Annotated in this window: 6 protein-coding genes; all 6 read left to right on the forward strand. The window is 40.4% G+C overall.

Translation table 11 applies throughout. The features are described from left to right. Positions 1 to 201 precede the first annotated feature (201 nt). Positions 202 to 1797, forward strand: a complete 1596-nt coding sequence (locus ACSVH6_RS13345) for a helix-turn-helix domain-containing protein (protein WP_438079332.1) — start codon at positions 202 to 204, stop codon at positions 1795 to 1797. Beyond that, entirely contained in the window at positions 1784 to 2938 is a 1155-nt protein-coding gene (locus ACSVH6_RS13350; protein WP_438079333.1) for a tetratricopeptide repeat protein, read from the forward strand. The genes ACSVH6_RS13345 and ACSVH6_RS13350 overlap by 14 nt, the downstream gene beginning before the upstream one ends. Positions 2939 to 3359: 421 nt before the next feature. Beyond that, positions 3360 to 13694, forward strand: a complete 10335-nt coding sequence (locus tag ACSVH6_RS13355) for a choice-of-anchor J domain-containing protein (protein ID WP_438079335.1) — start codon at positions 3360 to 3362, stop codon at positions 13692 to 13694. A gap of 73 nt (positions 13695 to 13767) precedes the next feature. Further along, a complete protein-coding gene (locus ACSVH6_RS13360; protein WP_438079337.1) occupies positions 13768 to 14703 on the forward strand; it encodes a PorP/SprF family type IX secretion system membrane protein in 936 nt (311 codons plus the stop codon). A 12-nt stretch (positions 14704 to 14715) separates the two neighbouring features. Next, the gene (locus ACSVH6_RS13365) at positions 14716 to 16584 is read left to right on the forward strand and encodes an OmpA family protein (RefSeq protein WP_438079339.1); all 1869 of its coding nucleotides are present in this window, start codon (positions 14716 to 14718) and stop codon (positions 16582 to 16584) included. 128 nt (positions 16585 to 16712) lie between these two features. Continuing rightward, positions 16713 to 19722, forward strand: a 3010-nt coding sequence (locus tag ACSVH6_RS13370; RefSeq protein ID WP_438079341.1) for a beta strand repeat-containing protein, incomplete at its 3' end; no start/stop codon positions are given.

The following is a 19722-nucleotide window of genomic DNA, read 5'->3' on the forward strand; positions in this document are numbered from 1 at the left end:
CTTGTCAAGCGCTTCAAAATTTTTGTTAAAAAATATTTTTTTACATTTGCCTCTAAATTCCGCGTTATTCTCTAACTTAACAACATTAAATCTTTTAATTTTATCTGGTTTAATGCATTTTTCGTTGGAAATAGCATCTCCAAAGGAAACTTGTAAACCCAATAAAACTGTTCTTTTTTAATTTTTTTCAAGCAAGAGCAAATGAATTACCGTTGTGTATCATATAGATATCTTTTAATTGTTATCCTGGTCGGATGCTTGCATACTGTTGGAATTGCTCAAAATTTTGCCCCTCAGGATTACTTGTCTGAAAACATTGAGAATCTTATTAATTCCAATCCTGATCAGGCATTGAAGATTGCGCAGCACTTATTAAGTAAGACAAATACCACGAATCAGGAGAAGGCTAAAATCAATTTTTTTATTTCTAAAGCTTACAAAGTAAAAGGAGATTATAGTAGTGCCCTGAATTTTCTTTTTGAAGAAAAAAACTTTGATCAGTACTTGTCTGAGGAGACCAAAATTGATATTGAAATAGAAAAGGCTGATATTTTAAGAGAATTGGCCCTCGACAAGCAATCAAAAAAAATACTGCAGCAATTGGAAACGAAGGGAGATAATTTGCGCGAAAGTGATTTAAAATCGTATATAAAATCAGCCGTAACTTTACAAAAAGCCCGTTTTTTATTCAGCGAAAATAAATTTGACAAGGCATTAGAGCTACTCAATAATAAAGACATTTTTTCTGAAAAGATCTTCCGGAATAGAGAGGAATTTAAGCTGACTTATCAAATGACCTTAGGACAGCTGTATTTAGGAAAAAAGGATTTGGTTCATGCCAAATCTAATTTTGATTCTGTAATGAAAGTAATCAAGCAACAGGATGTTACCAAAACTAATATCTATGCAAAAATCAATGCCTTTTGTGGGTTGGCAGGCATAAGTTTTCTCGAAAATGATCATAATAACGTAATTTTATTATCAAGTGAAGCTTTGGTTGATTCTAAAAGACTGGGAAATTGGTTTCTGCAGGAAAAAATCATGCGTTTGGAGACGGAAAGTTATATTGCCTTGCAGGATTCGGTTCACTATAAAGTGGCCTACACCGAGTTTATTGAAGCAAGAGCACAGGCAGAGTCTCAGGAACAAGACGGAATAAATGCTTCGTACAACTTAATTTCGGATGAATACAATGAGGCTTATTTGGCACACAAAGAAAATTACCAGCATATATTGTATTATGTAGGAGGAGTCATTCTGATTATCATTTTGATATGTCTCTTTTTTTGGGTAAAAGTGTTGCAAAGTAAAAAGCGATTAGATGAAATTATCAATTATATTGAAATCACCCGAAATAACTTAGTGGAACGTTTTACAGAGAAGAAGCCGGAACCAAAGAAAAACACCATTCTAAAAGAGACGGAAGACCAGCTTTTAATTAAATTGAAAAAGTTTGAAAACTCCAAGCGATTTATCAATAAAGACATCTCATTAGCTGTTTTAGCCGGACAACTTGATTCTAATACCAAATATTTATCTGAAATAATCAACTCCCATTACAACGTAAATTTCAATACGTACATCAACAAATTGCGTATCAATTATATCATCGAGAAATTGAAAACCGACCCAAATTTTATTAATTATAAGATTAGTTATTTGGCTGAAAATTGCGGGTTTTCTTCACACAGTAGTTTTGCTACGGTATTCAAATCAATTACCGGTATGTCACCGGTAAAATTTATTGAGCTTTTAAATGATGAAAAAGAAAATAATCTTTTAAATGATGCAAGCTAAAAGAAATAGTATTTGGTTTTGTTTTATGGTTGTCAGTTTGCTGGCAGCCAATAGCTTGTTTTCGCAAAGCAATAAAGAAATTGACAGCATCATCAAAATTGCTTCGCAGGAAATTTATGCTAATCCCGATAAGGTCATTCAAAACGGAGAAAACATTCTCAAAAAACCAGGGCTTGATATTGATTACAAGATTAAAGTAAACCGTTTGATATCGGATGGTTATTCGGCGAAAAGAGATTATGAAAAATCGTTGCAATACGTTATCAGAGCCAACGATTTGTTGCGTTTTTCACAGGACAAGTTGTTGAAAATCGCTATTACCAACAAGATGGGAATTCAATACCATCAACTCAAGATTTATGACAAAGCCCTGCAGTTTCTGGATCAGGCAGAACAACTGATTGCCGAGTATCCGGTAAAGGATTCTGTTCGAACAGAATCGGGAAGGAATTATATTGTCAGAGGGTTTATTTACAAAGAAAAACTGAGTTGTGCCATTGCGATTGCCTTTTTTGACAGAGGGATAGCCGAATTTAAAAAAAGCAACTTCAAAGCGGACAATGCCAGAATCAGTATTGCAGAATATAATAAAGGGAATTGTTATCTTTTATTGTCTAACAATAAATTGGCTCGTGAAAACTTTGTGAAAGCCATTGAGAGTGCTAAGGTTGTGGATGCAAAAAGTTTACAGGCTTTTGCTTTGAAAGGATTAGCCCGTGTTAATACCCGAGAAGGAGATTATTTGGCAGCCATCCAGGCACTTAAAGAAGCTTTAAATATATCAGCCGAAGTACAGGATTTGGTCTTAAATCTGGAATTGTACAATGGTTTGTCTGAAAATTATCTGGATATAAATAATTTAGAACAATTTAAATTTTATCAGCAAAAATACAGTATAACCCAAAAAATGCTCAAAGAGAACGAACGGGTTTCCGCTAGTGAATCTTTGGGTGTAAAAGAGGCAGAATTCAAATCAAAAGTAGTCGATTTAGACTCTGAATTTTATTATGCGTTGTTGGTATTATTCTTCCTTTCTATTCTGATTGTTCTTTTCTTTTATGTTTTAATTAAACGAAAGAGGAAAGAATTGGGAGCGATAAAAAGCCAAATCGCCCTATTGCAAAATAAGAAAGTGCAATAGCGTTTCCGTTTTGTTTTTCCCTTTAAAATCCACCAAAAATAATGTGTTTGCTTTTTAATTTCCTGAATTTATAAAGCATAACAATTTATTAATTGCCCTCAATTATCTACTTTAGTTTCCGAAATAACAATGCTATAGGTATTAGTTAGTTATTTTTATTGGGAATCAATCTGTTATGCGCCTTTTCAAAAGCTTTTTTATTTAAAAAAGCAATCATTTTTTTTATCGATTCTTCTTTTTTAAACATCAAAAAGAAGTGTATTTCTGAAACATGGTAAGTTGTAAAGCCAAAGTGAAGTTCAGATTGTCGAAAGACAAAAAAAAGAGAAAAATTGGAATTTATTTGAGGAAACAGGTTAGTGTTATACCAAAAAAAATTCAGCTCAAATATTAAAAAAATCAAAACCAAACTAAATATAAAATGAATCAAAACCAACTTTTTTTAGAGACCAAAACTGGGAATGCCGATGGCTCCTTTTTTCAGGGAAGAGCAGTCTTTAATTTATCAAGTGTCAGATTGAATTTTCAAGCGGTTATTTTGTTGTTGTTTTTAGCACTGGCCAATTTAAGTTATGGTCAATTAGCGACGGAACCTTTTGCAACTTCCATTCCGGGCACTTGGGCTGTTAAGAGTAATTTAGTGCCTGCTAATAATTGGATCTGGAACAGTTCGGCCGGGTACCAACCGACTGGATTTACCAACACAGGTTGTGCTGCAGTAAATCCGGCATTGAATAGTACGGTCGGTACGACAGCGGAATATTACTTGATATCTCCTCAATTCTTAACACCAGCCAATGGTGAGATTCGTTTTTTTACCAAACAGGGAAGTTTTACCAATAAAGGGACAACTTACCAAGTTAGAATTTCAACTGCTGCCCAACCGGATATCACGGGTTTTAATGTGGTATTGGGTACTTGGACAGAACCTACTCTAAATGTTTCTGCTACCTCATATGATGCAACGCCTAAGGTAGTTTCTTTGGGAAGTATAGCAGCAGGAACACCGGTTTATATAGCCTTTGTTGCTATTACCAATCAAACCGGTGCTTCTTCTACGGCGGGGGATACGTGGTATGTTGATGATGTGAAAGTAGCTTCTACTTGTTCTCCGGTTACCGGAATTACTCCTTCGGTAAGTGCCAATAGTGCCGTTATTAACTGGACACACCCTACGGCAACCAACTTCGGAATAGAAGTAGTACCAACGGGAGCGGGGCATGGGGCTACAGGAACACCGGTAACAGGAACCACGTATACAGCGTCAAATTTGACGCCCAATACGACTTATGATGTTTATATTATCACTAATTGTGATAGTACTACGTCCAGTGCTTGGGCGGGTCCTTTTACTTTTACGACTCCTCAGGTTGGATTAACCTGTCCAAACGCGATAATAATCCCTCCGGATGTAACAACTACTCCTTATGTATTGAGTAGTAATTTAGCCAATTACTATACCGAAACAGATTATACGCCTTATACTACTGTTGGTTCCAATTGTTTCCCGGCATCAACTTATAATCAATTGAATGGGAATCATCTATTTTTTAATTATACCCCAACAACTACAGGGTTAATCAATATAACACAATCGGTTACAAACTCTTCGGGAGGAGGAGGAAATGGCTGTTACAATGCTTCTTCAAGTGTAATGGTATTTAATAGTTGTGCAGATGTAGGTGTTAACTGTTTGGCAGCTACATTAACTGAGGCCGTTGGAGCCAATTATGGAACATGGGTGGGTCAGATTAATGATTTGTATGTACAAGCAGGGCATACCTATGTAATCGTGATGTCATCTCCTTATCAGCATGCTACCAATTCAAATGCGCAACTTTGTTTTACTTTTACAGTTAGTGGTTCATCATGCCCCTCGCCATCACCGTCGGGAACCACCTATAATAATTTAACCCAAACCAGTGCTAATTTTTCATGGAACAATGAAGGAAACTTGGTGAGCAACTGGCAGTATGTGGTCTTGCCGGTAACTTATGGGGCACCTAACGGTACTGAGACATTACTTTCGACCAATACGAACTTGAATAACCCCGTTGGTGGTCTTTCGCCTGCTACAAGTTACAATTTATATGTGCGTTCGGTTTGTGGCGGAACACCGGCAGCGTGGGCTCCGGCTTTTACGTTTAGAACACCTTGTAATCCGTATTCTTTACCTTATTATACAGGGTTTAGTTCCGATGATGCTACTATCAATTGTTGGTCGCAATTAAATTTGAATAACGATACGAACTTCTTTGCTTTTGGGAACAATGCTTTTAGTGAACCCGTAGCAAAATTACGAACAAACGCAGGGAATGAGAATGATATGTTAATCTCCCCACAATTTCATATGGACGGAGTGACTCAAAAAAGATTGCGTTTTAAATATAATATCTATGGAAACTGGGGCCTTATCGTAAATAATCCTACCGGTGGACCAGGTTCGTTTGAAGTAAAACTGTCAACGACGGGAGCGGGACCAAATAGTTTTACCACTACTGTAATTCCATTGACATCGTATACAACGGCTTATAATTTTTACGAAATCATTGTTCCTTTACCTAATATTACCGGTGACATCAATATTGCTTGGATTGTCCCACCGGGTGCCACCCAAACCGGGAACTGGATTTATATTGACGATGTCTATGTGGAAGATTTACCAGCATGTTCAGAACCGGCTTATCCCGTAGTGACTCCGGGGTCTATTACTTCTACATCGGCCCAAATTTCCTGGACTGCAGGATATCAAAATACACAATGGCAATTGGTGGCACAGCCACTGGGAACCGGTACGCCGGTAGAGCCATTTGCTCCGGGGGCTGTTGTGAACATTGTCAGCACTAATCCGTATACAATTACAGGTTTAAATCCATCTACACGGTACGAGTTTTATATGAGAGCGTATTGTTCTGCTTCAGAACAAAGTATCTGGGTAGGTCCCATTGACTTCAACACGGTTTGTATAGAACAACCTACTCCGTACTACGAAAGTTTTAACGATGTTGATCCTAATACCAAAAAATTCTGTTGGACTACTAATAATGCCAATGGTGATCCAGCGCAATGGAGAATTAACGCTACTGAAGCGACCATATATCCGCAACCTATCACCTTTTTTGATCCATTTGTTTCTTATAATGATTGGTTAATCAGTGTGCCCGTGAATGCGGTTGGTGCTAAAAGGCTGCGCTTTAATTACAGAGTAACTGCTGCACCAGGTCCAGTTGCATTATTCCCAAGAGGGAATTTTGAAGTACTGCTATCGTCAACACCTGATTTTGCTACCTATACCACTTTGATTCCTTTGCACGATTTTACCAATTCAAGTTTTCTGGAAGATTCGGCTTTGTTTACCGGAACAGGAACCACGTACATTGCATTCCGTATGCCGGCTAACATGCCTGATCCGACCAATACAGGTATGGTCACCATAGATGATTTTGTGATAGAGGACGCACCGGCTTGTCCGAACCCGTCTCATTTGACTGTGACTACCATAACTACCACAACAGCCAATGCAGGTTGGACTATAGGAAGTATGGAAACCCAATGGGAAATTGTAGTGCAGGAGCAAGGCACCGGAGTACCAACAGGTTCAGGTACCACAGTAAACACCACGCCGGTCTATAATATAACTGGTTTGACGCAAGATACCGCTTACGAATACTATGTGAGAGCGGTTTGTAATGCTTCGGAAAGCAGTGAATGGGTAGGGCCGTATCTTTTCAGAACGCCTTGTAACCCATTACCAACGCCATTTACGGAAACGTTTGATACTACTTCAAACACGGAATCGTGTTGGACAGTAGTGAATGGTAATGGCGATTCGAACACTTGGAACCTTAACCAAACGGTAAACCCAATGTTTGGCAACCAAATGGCCGCCTTGTTTACCGGAAGTAACGGGGATAACAATGATTGGTTGATTACGCCAACCCTTATGGCACATGCCGGACAAAGGTTGCGTTTTTATTATAAGGCCTATGATAGTTTTTTTGAAGAAGATTTAAAAGTTATACTTTCTACGGGCGGTACAGCAATAAGTCAATTTCCTTCGTCCAATATTATCTATGAAAATAATGTAGTAGTCCCTACAGATGCTACCGGTACCGTTTCAGGTTCTAACATTTTAACCGTGACTTCGGGTGTAAATATTAAACCGGGGGATAGAGTAGATGCTGCCGGATGGATTATCCCTTACGGGTCAACAGTGGTAAGTGTTGTAGGTAACACGGTAACATTGTCAGCTGCAGCTACCGTAACTCAGGCTGGTCCGATAGATGTAACCTTCACTCATGAAGTTATCAATAATACGGATACCAGAGAAAAAGTGATCAATTTAACCGGAATTACGGCTCCAACCAATATCAATATTGCTTTCCATACCCCATATTTTCCGCCAAATCCATGGAATTACAGAGGACAATATACATTTATCGATAACGTAATTGTAGAAGATATACCGGCTTGTCCGGAGGTAATCAATGTAACAACCTCTAACATCGTTGATGTTTCAGCTCAGATTAACTGGCAGAGTACAGGCTCAGAGACGTCTTGGGAAATTTCGGTACAGCCTTATGGCACTCCTGCTCCTATCGGCGATACATTGCCGGCCTATCTTCATACGGCCACTACGCATCCGTATACCGTTACCGGATTAGCACCGGCAACAAAATACCAATATTATGTTAGAGCGGTGTGTAGCGGCTCTTCACAAAGTATTTGGGTTGGGCCTTTTGAATTCACTACTCGTTGTGATTATGCCAATGTTTGTCAGTACACTATTTCAACGATTAGTGGTAATACCGGTCAGGTTAGTCAATCGGTGAATGTGATACAAAACGGAGTGGTGCTACAGGAATTGGAATTTCCGGGCTTTAATCAAACTCAATTGGATTATCAGGTATTCTTATGTTCGGGGGTTGAATTTAAATTGTACTGGGACGGAATGGGTAGCGGTGTGCAATACTCACAAGCTCAAATTATAGTAAGAGATGAATCAAACAATATAGTTTGGACGAGCCCACTAGGTTTAGGAACTGTGAATACTAATATTTATACCGGATTTGCAAGTTGTGGTGTAATTACTTGTCCACAACCTACCAACTTGGCTGTGAATAATCAAGGGGTATTGTCTTGGACTCCGGGTGCTTCAGAAACCCAATGGGAGGTGTTTATACAACCGTTGGATAACGGTACCTTGCCACAATCAGGTCACATAGTAAACTCACCAAACTATACTCCGGTCGCAGCTGATTTTACAGACGCCAGCGCTGGAACCTATGAATATTTTGTACGTGCTATTTGTGGACCGTCCAACAAAAGTTACTGGTCAGGGCCAAAAGTATTTATTCGAAATGACGAGCCAACTACTTCGGTACATTTGACACCTAACACAGGGACAGCCTGTGAGTTTTCGGGAGTTGATGCTACCTTTATCGGAGCCACAGCCTCTTCCGTACCAACATCTTGTACTGGTGTAAACGGAGGTGATATCTGGTATGATTTTGTTGCGACATCGAGAGTTCATAACATTGAATTGAGTGATTATGCACCGGGAAGCTATTATGCTTCTTCTTATGAAGGTCCATGGCCAAAAATCATCATGTCGTTATATGAAGTACAGCCTGATGGTTCGTTAGTGGAAAAAGCATGCAGTGAAAATAATTCCCTCACAACCACCTATGCTTCAGAACTGGTTGTAGGACATTCTTATAAAATAAGATTAAAATTAAATAGTACCGTTCCAAATAGTAAGACATTCCATATTTGTATTACTACGCCAAGTGACTTGTGTAATTTGGATAGTTTTAACTATGATTTTGAAAAACTGCCAATGCAAAGTGTAACGGGTGTCAGTACCATTATTGATGCTACTGTGGTGCCGGGTTGGAGAGTTAATACCGATTGGGGCACGATGTTTTATTTTGAAGGAAACAACATAGGAGTAACACCATATTCTGGTGGACAATGCATTCAGTTAACGCAGGACGGTGCCTCAGCATGGAATCCTAATGATCCAAATATTAAAGGATTATATAAAGATTTTGACACATCTGAAATTACCATGATGGATTACAGTTTTGCCAGTGCTACCAGAGTTAGCAGTGGTAATGGTACGACGGTTCAATTATTTGCAGGACCACCTGCCGGGCCGTTTACCGTCATTGCGCAGGATGCTGCTAACAGTGTCGTTTGGGATTTGATTGAAGGAAGTTATCCAATTCCGACAGGTCAAACCACTACGCGTTTTATTTTCCGTGTGGTTGGTAATGCTATTGGTCATCTGTTGGATGCTGCCAATTTCAAACCAAATGTTGACATTAAAATAAATTCTATAAATACGACCTTGGATTGTGGTACCACATCTCTAGTGTTGGACGCTGAGGGGGTAGGCCAATGGACCGCTGATGCTTCTAATCCGGGAGTTGCAGTTATTGCTACACCAAACAACAAAACAACAAATGTTTCCGGTATCACTACTCCCGGAACGTATATTTTTCATTGGTCAACCCGTTATTGTGACAAAACAATAACAATTACTAAAGTTGGAACCAACGATGTTCCGACAGTAACCACTCCGGTTGTTTATTGTGTTGGAGCTACAGCTTCGCCATTAACAGCTACAGCGCCTTCCGGAGATACTTTACTTTGGTATGCTCAGGCAACAGGGGGAGTAGGAACCACTACTGCACCAACACCAACCACTGCAATAGCAGGAAATACCAGCTATTTTGTAGCTGCTGTAGATGGAAGCGGATGCGAAGGAGCCCGTCTGGAAATTGTCGTAACTGTTAACGCTTTACCAACGGCAACTATTTCCGGAACCACTTCAATTTGTTCAGGAGGTACCGCTGTGATTACTTTTAATGGAACGCCAAATGCTACAGTGACATACACTGTAGACGGAGGTTCCAATCAGACCATAACATTAAATAGTTCAGGTACTGCTACAGTAACCACACCGATTTTAACTTCAAACAGTACTTATGCTTTAGTAAGTGTTACTAACGGGTCTTGCAGTCAAAATCAAACCGGTTCGGCCGTAATAACTGTGGGTGTATTGCCAACAGCAACTATTTCGGGTACTACAACTGTTTGCTCAGGAAATACCGCAGTAATTACTTTTAATGGTACTCCTAATGCTACAGTAACCTACACTGTAAACGGAGGTTCAAACCAAACCATTGTTTTAAATGGTTCAGGAACTGCTGCTGTAACCACGCCGGCTTTAACAGTTGCCAGTACATATACCTTAGTAAGTGTGTCGAATGGCGCTTCTTGTAGTCAGACACAGTCGGGTTCTGCAGTAGTTACAGTAAATGCTTTACCGACAGCTACAATTTCAGGAACAACGACCATTTGCTCGGGAAGCACCGCTGCGATTACGTTTACAGGAACTGCAAATGCTACTGTAACCTATACCGTAGACGGAGGTTCGAATCAAACCATAACGTTGAACGGCTCGGGAACAGCAACCCTCACGACTCCGGCATTGACGGCAAACAGCACTTATACTTTGGTCAATGTAACTTCTGCCGGAGCACCGGCTTGTACTCAGGTACAAACAGGTTTTGCTACGGTAACCGTTACAACTTTACCTACGGCGACCATTTCGGGCACAACAAGTATTTGCTCCGGTAATACAGCAACCATAACTTTCAACGGTACACCAAATGCTACAGTGACTTACACGGTAGATGGTGGAGCCAACCAAACCATAACGTTGAATGGTTCGGGAACTGCAACAGTAATTACACCAATCTTAACCACAAACAGTACGTATAACTTAGTGAGTGTTGCGGTTGGAGCTTCTTGTAGTCAGGCACAATCCGGTTCAGCGGTTGTGACAGTGAATGCTTTACCGACAGTTGCCATCTCGGGAACTACGACTATTTGTTCAGGAAATACAACAACAATTACCTTTACGGGAACTGCAAATGCTACAGTAACCTATACTATAGACGGCGGTTCTAATCAAACAATAACATTAAACGGTTCGGGTACTGCAATAGTAACGACACCAACATTGATCACCAACAGTACTTATGCTTTAGTAAGTATTTCGAATGGTACTTGTGGTCAAACCCAAACTGGTTCAGCGGTAGTGACAGTAATCTCTCTGCCTATAGCCACAATTTCAGGAACTACATCTGTTTGTACTGGAGCTACTGCTGTAATCACTTTCAATGGAACGCCGAACGCTACTGTTACGTATACCGTTGATGGTGGTTCGAATCAGACTATAACGTTAAACGGTTCGGGTACAGCTACCGTAACTACTCCGGTTTTAACCACTGACAGTACTTATACTTTAGTGAGTGTGTCTGCCGGAACTTGTAGTCAAACACAAACCGGTTCTGCTGTTGTGACGGTGGGTGTATTACCAACGGCAACGATTTCAGGAACTACAACCATTTGTTCAGGAAGTACAGCAACCATTACTTTTAACGGAACACCTAATGCTACTGTAACCTATACGGTAGATGGAGGAGCCAATCAAACCATTACCTTAAATGGTTCGGGAACTGCAATCCTAACGACTCCGGCATTGACCGCAAACAGCACTTATGCTTTAGTAAGTGTGGCTAACGGAGCATCTTGTAGTCAAGCCCAAACGGGTTCTGCAGTAGTTACAGTAAATGCTTTACCAACAGCTGCAATTTCAGGAACTACAACAATTTGTTCCGGAACCACAGCAACAATCACCTTTATGGGAACTGCAAATGCTACGGTGACCTATACCGTTGATGGTGGTTCTAACCAGACAATAACGTTAAACAGTTCAGGAACGGCTACCATAACCACGCCAGTGTTAACCACAAACAGCACTTACAGTTTAGTGAGTGTAACTTCTGCCGGAACACCTGTTTGTTCTCAGGTACAAACCGGTACCGTTGTAGTAACTGTTACGGCTTTGCCAACGGCAACAATTTCAGGAAACACAACAATCTGTTCCGGAAACACTGCTGTGATTACATTTAACGGAACGCCAAATGCTATTGTGACGTATACGGTGGATGGCGGAGCCAATCAAAACATCACTTTAGACGGAACGGGAATGGCAGCTTTGACGACACCGGCTTTGACGGCGAATAGTACTTATAATTTGGTAAGTGTTACCATTGGTGCTTCTTGTTCTCAGGCGCAAACCGGTTCGGTAGTAATCACGGTAACCAATTTACCAACGGCAACAATTTCAGGGAGCACAACAATATGTGCCGGGAATACGGCTACCATTGCTTTCAATGGAACAGCCAACGCAACGGTAACGTATACAGTTAACGGAGGAACGAACCAAACGATAACGCTTGACGGTTCAGGAACCGCTTCAGTAACTACTCCGGTATTAACGACCAACAGCACTTATACTTTAGTAAGTGTGGCCAGTGGAACTTGTACACAAATGGTAAGCAATGCTGCGATTGTAACAGTAAATGCTTTACCAATAGTGAGTATTTCGGGAACAACAGCTATCTGTACCGGAAACACTACGGTGATTACGTTTACAGGAACACCAAATGCCACAGTTACTTACACGGTTGACGGAGGAACTAATCAAACTATTGTACTAAACGGTTCGGGTTCAGCAACGGTTGTCACTCCTATATTAACTGCTAACAGTACTTACACTTTGGTAAGTATTACGAATGGAACTTGCGGTCAAAACCAGGCGGGTTCAGCGACCATTACCGTAGGAGCTTTGCCAACGGCAACGATTTCAGGAACGGCAACAATTTGTTCAGGAACCACTACTGTAATTACCTTTAACGGAACACCAAATGCCACAGTAACTTATACTGTAAATGGAGGTGCTAACCAGACTATCATATTGAACAGTTCAGGAACGGCGACTATTACAACACCGGCTTTAACGGCTGATACTGTTTATGCTTTGGTGAGTGCTTCGACAGGGGTTTCTTGTACTCAAACGCAAACCGGTTCAGCTGTCGTTACAGTAAATGCCTTGCCAACAGCCACTATTTCGGGAACGACAACTATTTGTCCGGGTAGCACTTCGGTTATTACTTTTAACGGAACACCTAATGCTACCGTAACGTATACAGTGGATGGGGTTACCCAAACAATTGTGCTTGACGCTTCGGGTACGGCTTCGGTAACAACTCCGGCTTTAGCAGCTAACAGTACCTATACTTTGGTTAGTGTTACTTCGGCAGCCACGCCGGCTTGTACGCAGAATCAGATAGGTTCAGCGGTTATTACGTTGAGCATTGTCAACTTTACGATTGACAGAGTTTGTCAGGATCACATGCTGCTTTTACAAGTGGTACCGGGCAACTTTAATAGTACGGATGCAACTTATACATGGAGTCAGGGAGCTTCGACCATCGGGACTAATTCAGCAACACTGAATGTAGATGAATACATGGCACAAAATCCGGCTTTGAATTTACCTCTTACTTTCACTGCTTCGGTTAGCGTAGACGGTTGTTCTTATGCAAATCAGTACGTGGTGGACATCAATCCATGCCGATTGATTCCAAGAGGAATTTCACCGAATAATGACGGTTTGAATGATACTTTTGATTTAACCGATTATGGAGTAACCGATTTAATCATTTTCAACCGTTACGGAACCAAGGTATATTCATTCAATGGAAACTATGCTGACCAATGGGATGGTAGGTCAAACAATGGAGATGAATTGCCTGACGGAACCTATTTCTACAGCATTCATACTTCGGCCGGAGCTACAGAAACGGGTTGGGTATACATAAACAGACAGTATTAATAAAGTAATCATAAAGCGGCCTTTGAGCCTTGAGCAATCAGGCCGCTATCATTAAATAAAGGATAAACCTAAGATGAAAAAAAGATATTTAGCAGCAGTATTACTGATCTTGTTCGGATGGAAAGTTCGGGCACAACAAGATCCCCATTATACCCAATACATGTACAATATGAATGTGGTAAATCCTGCTTATGCAGGTTCCAAAGAGAGCATATCAGGAGGATTGCTTTATCGCCAACAATGGGTAGGATTGGAAGGAGCGCCAAAAACGGCAACCTTTTCTGTTCACAGCCCGGTAGGAAAAAATGTCGGATTGGGACTTTCAGTGATTTCAGATAAAATCGGGCCGATCGATGAAACCAATGCCTATGCTGATTTTTCGTACACCATTAATTTTGGCGAAGAGCAACATCTGGCTTTCGGTTTAAAAACCGGTGCAACATTCCAAAAAATCGGTTTGTTTTCAGATATTGGAAATGGCTATACTCAGCAGCCGAACGATTTGGCCTTTAGTGAAAACACCAGCAACATCAAGTTGAATATCGGCTCCGGATTGTTTTATTACACCAATAAGTTTTATGCTGCGTTATCGGTACCCAATATGCTCAACAGCGTGCATTTGGATGTGACAAAAAATGGGAATCAATATAAATTTGGTAACGAAGTACAGCACTATTTCTTAACCAGTGGGTATGTTTTTGATTTATCACCGAATACCAAATTCAAACCGTCGTTCTTGGTAAAGTCAGCGTTTAAGGCACCAACGTCTTTTGATGTATCAACTAACTTTTTGTTTTTTGAAAAATACGAAGCGGGAATTTCGTATCGTTTAGATGATTCATACAGTGCCATGGTCAATTTTGCCATTACACCAAGCATCAGAATAGGATATGCTTATGATCACGTAATCTCAGAATTAAAAGGAACCGCTCCGGCTTCACATGAATTCATGTTATTATTTGACTTAAATTTGCCTAAAAAAGTATCCATTTCACCAAGATTCTTCTAAACCAAATTACTTATGAAAAACATATATCTCACATTAGGTCTGTTATTATTGTCCTCTGTAATCTACAGTCAGGATAAAGCTTCAGAAAAAGCGGATAAGCTTTTTGACAGTTACCAATACATGAATGCTATTGAAGAATACACCAAATTGGTGGAGAACAATAAAGCCAATACCCATGTATACCAACAATTGGCCGACAGTTATTATAATATTTTCAATAACGAAAAAGCTGCTCAGTTTTATGCCAAAGCCATAACAGGAAAAACAACGCCTGAAACCTATTTTCGCTATGCGCAATCGTTGCGGGCTTTAGGAAAATATGCTGAGGCCAATAAACAAATGGATGCTTTTGCTGCAATGATGCCTAATGACTCCCGAGCGAAAGAACACAAAGCCAATCCAAATTACATTCCCAGTCTTGTGGATAAATCCAAATTGTTTGACGTGGCGGATACCAACATCAAAAACGACGGACAAAGTGATTTTGGTGCAGTCCTAACCAATGATAACACGTTATATTTTGCCAGTAATCGAAATAAAGGAGCTAAAAATGACAAATGGATTAACCAACCGTATTTGGATATTTTTAAAGCGACCCGAAATACAGACGGAACGTTTTCAGAGCCTACCGCGGTTAATGAATTGAATACGCCATTTCACGACGGACCGGTAACCATCAGCAGCAATGGCAATACAATGTTCTTTGCGCGAGACGGTTTGAGCGAAGGAATATCTGAAAAAATCAAAAACAGTAATATTAAATTGGGACAACAGCGTTTGTACAAAGCGGTAAACTCGAATGGAAAATGGACCAATATTGAAGGTTTACCTTTTAACAGTACCAGCTATTCGGTAACCAATCCCAGTTTGAGCAAAGACGGTAAGACCTTGTATTTTGCTTCTAATATGCCGGGAGGATTTGGAGAATCTGATATCTGGAAAGTATCGGTTGAAGCCAACGGCTATGGTAAACCGGAAAATTTAGGCCCTAAAGTTAACACTGCCGGTAAAGAAAGCTTCCCTTTTATTGATGAAAATAATGTATTGTATTTTTCCTCTATGGGAAAACAAGGTTTGGGCGGTTTTGATGTGTTCAAAATTGATTTAAACGGAAATGAAGAAGCTCAGAACATTGGGAAACCGCTGAATAGTGAGAAAGATGATTTTGGATTTAGCTTCAATCAGAAACAAAATGTGGGTTACTTCTCTTCAAACCGAAAAGGATCTGATGCTATTTACTCTGCAACACCAATTTGTATAGCTAAAGCTACCGTGGTAGTTACCGATAAGAAAAAAGGAACGGTGATTAATGAGGCGTCGGTGACTATTTTAGACACTAAAGGAAATGCCATTACAACCAAACAGACCAACGCGGAAGGGAAAATAAGTTTTGATGTAGATTGTAAAAAAGGATATAATTTTCAGGTAACCGCCAAAAACTACGAAACGGCTACGTTTTCTGAAGTGACTAAATCAGGAGAAACTGTTATTCCGGCAGAGTTGGTGCCTACATCAGTAATCATTACCGATACCGAAGTAATATTGAATCCGATTTATTTTGAATTTGACAAAAGCAATATTACGGCACAAGGTGCGGTAGAGCTAGATAAATTAGTTCAGGTAATGAATGATAATCCAAAGTTTGTAATTTTTGTAAAATCGCATACCGATTCTAAAGGAACGATGGAATACAACTTCAACCTGTCTGACAAAAGAGCACAATCTACAGTTCAGTATATCATTTCGAAAGGTATTGCTAAGGAAAGAATTTCAGGGAAAGGATTCGGAAGCTCTGAACCAAAAGTTAAATGCCATGGAAAATGCACTGACGAAGAAGATGCACAAAACAGAAGGTCTGAATTCCTGATTGTGAAAAAATAATAATAAAAATTACATTAAGTAATTTAAAAAGAGGGTTAAATAATAAGTTTAATTATTTAGTGGTTTGATGTGATAGCTGATTTCAATTCATTTTTGAGATTGGCTATTACGGATTTAATAAGGAGTACATGAAAAAGTTTTTACAAATATTTTTAATCTTATTTTTTGTTAATGTTGCGAGGTCACAAGAGCCTAATGATTGTGCCAATGCCATTATGGTTTGCGGAAACGGAAGTTTTGTTTCTGATGCTTCCGGTATTGGAAATACGCAAGAGGTGAATGGCTGTAGCGGCTTTGAACATAATTCCATTTGGTTAGAAATTCATGTAGTTCAGTCGGGTACTCTGGGGTTTAATATAATCCCTGCTGACACAAATATTACCGTAGATTATGATTTTTGGGTTTATGGTCCTTACGGCGTAAACCCGCCTTGCCCTACCACGGCAACCAGTCCGATTCGATGTTGTACAACCAATCCGCAACTTGCCGGACTGACCAGCAATGTTACAGGAATGAATGGGAGTACGCTCACCACTCAATCCGGACCCGGAGCTAATGGGAACGGTTATGTAAGATGGCTTAATGTTGTAGCTGGCCAATCCTATTATATCGCAATTGACAGACCAGTGGGGGACGGTGGTTTTCAATTGGATTGGATTGGCTCCGCAACGGCAGGAACCGGAGCTTTTGCACCACCACCAACAGCCAATACAATACCGGAGTACAGACAATGCAGTACTTCCAATGTGGGGATTTTTCAACTGAGTTCTGTAAGTAGCCAGGTCAACGCTAATTTAACAGACAATACGGTAACTTATTACGCATCACTTTCTGATGCTATTGCACAATTAAGTGAATTGCCGGATATTATGAGTAGCGGGCCAGGTCCATTTACAGTTTATGCCAGAGTGACCGATAACATAACAGGATGTTATAGTATTTCCAGTTTTGATTTGGTAGTGTATCCTATTCCGGTGGCATCTTTAAGCGTCACAAATAATGCCATTTGTTCAGGAGACGCTGTAACTGTTACCATATCAGGTACACCTAATGCTACTATTGATTATACTGTAAATAGTGGTGCTGTTCAAACAGCAATTTTAAATGCAGCCGGTACGTTCAGCTTTTCACAGGCTTTGACAACCAATACGGTTTATACGTTAGTGAGCGGAAGAGTTTTGGATCCGTCGGGAAATCCGGTGTGCACGCAGCCCTTAAATGATTCTGAAACGGTTACGGTAAATGCTTTGCCGACGGCTACTATCTCAGGAACGGCTTCAATTTGTTCAGGAAATACCGCAGTCATTACTTTTAACGGAACACCAAATGCCATTGTGACCTATACTGTGGACAGTAGTGCTAACCAAACCATAACCTTGGATGCTGCCGGAACGGCTTCGGTTACTACTCCGGTATTAACGGTAAACAGCACATATAATTTAATCAGTGTAGCTTTGCCTACAACGCCGTCGTGTACTCAAACGTTATCCGGTTCGGCTTCAATTACGGTTAATTCCATTCCAACAGCCACAATAGCAGGGACCGCAACGGTTTGTGGAGGGACCACCACAACAATCACTTTTAACGGCACACCTAATACTACTGTGACGTACACCGTTGATTCGGGGGCTAATCAAACGATAGTTTTGGATAATACCGGGACGGCAACCCTTACAACCCCAATTTTAAATGCTACAACCGTTTATACTTTAATAAGCGTTACCAATACAGTAACAAACTGTACTCAAGTCCTTTCGGGTTCAGCCACAATTACAGTCATAGCCTTACCTACAGCCACTGTTTCGGGTTCAACCACAATTTGTTCAGGTAATACTGCAACACTTACTTTTACCGGTACGCCTAATGCTACCGTGACCTATACTGTTGATTCGGGAGCCAATCAATCTCTGGCATTAAATGGTTCTGGAACTGCTACAATAACGACTCCGATATTAACATCCAACAGTACATATACATTGGTAAGTGTTGCTTCATCGGGAACACCAAGCTGTACACAGTCATTGTCAACTTCGACCGTGATAACGGTAGTAGCGTTGCCTACGGCAAGTATCTCGGGAACCACAACCATTTGTTCTGGAAGTACTACAACCGTAACATTTACAGGAACTCCAAATGCAGTGGTAACGTATACTGTCGATTCGGGACCCAATCAAACTATAACGTTAAGCGGAACAGGAACAGCTTCACTGACTACGCCGGCATTAATAACAAACAGCACTTATAATCTGATTAGTGTAGCCCTTTCGGGTACTCCTGCATGCGGACAAGCGGTTACAGGTTCAGCTACTATAACTGTTATTTCTTCACTGACAGCAAGTATTTCAGGAACTACATCTATCTGTTCCGGCAATGGAACAAACATTACTTTCAATGGTACTCCAAATGCCACGATAACTTACACGATTAATTCAGGAGCCAACCAAACCATCCTACTCGATGGAGCAGGAACGGCATCATTGACTACGCCGATACTTAATGCCGACACTACTTATGCATTGGTTAGTGTGACTTCTGCTGGTGCTTCACCTTGCAGTCAGGCAGTATCAGGTTCGGCAGTTGTTACTGTGAGTCAAACACCTACAGCAAGTATTTCGGGGACAATTACAATTTGTTCCGGAAATACGGCTCCAATTACTTTTACAGGAACCCCTGCTGCAACGGTAACGTATACGGTTGATGGAGGAGTGAACCAAACAATTACATTGAATGCAGGAGGGATAGCAACGCTAAATACTCCGGTTCTGAATGCGAACAGTACTTATAATTTGGTGAGTGTTGCATTGGGAACTGCTCCTGTGTGCAGTCAAACACTGTCTGGGTCAGCTATTATTACGGTCAAACCAACTCCGACAATTGATACAGTTTTATCAAATAGTATGGTTTGTGACGGAAGCTCGGTTACTATACCTTCATTCACGAGTCAGCCCGTTGGAGCTTCTTTTACTTGGACAAATTCCAATACAAATATTGGTTTAGCTGCTTCCGGAAATGGGAACATTCCAACATTTACAGTTTCAAATACCGGAACAACAGCGATTACGGCTACCATTACAGTAACACCACAACTAAATGGGTGTACAGGAAATTCGGTTTCCTTTACCATAACAGTAAATCCCA

It is taken from the genome of Flavobacterium sp. XGLA_31 (assembly GCF_051547105.1).
Classification (GTDB): Bacteria; Bacteroidota; Bacteroidia; order Flavobacteriales; family Flavobacteriaceae; genus Flavobacterium.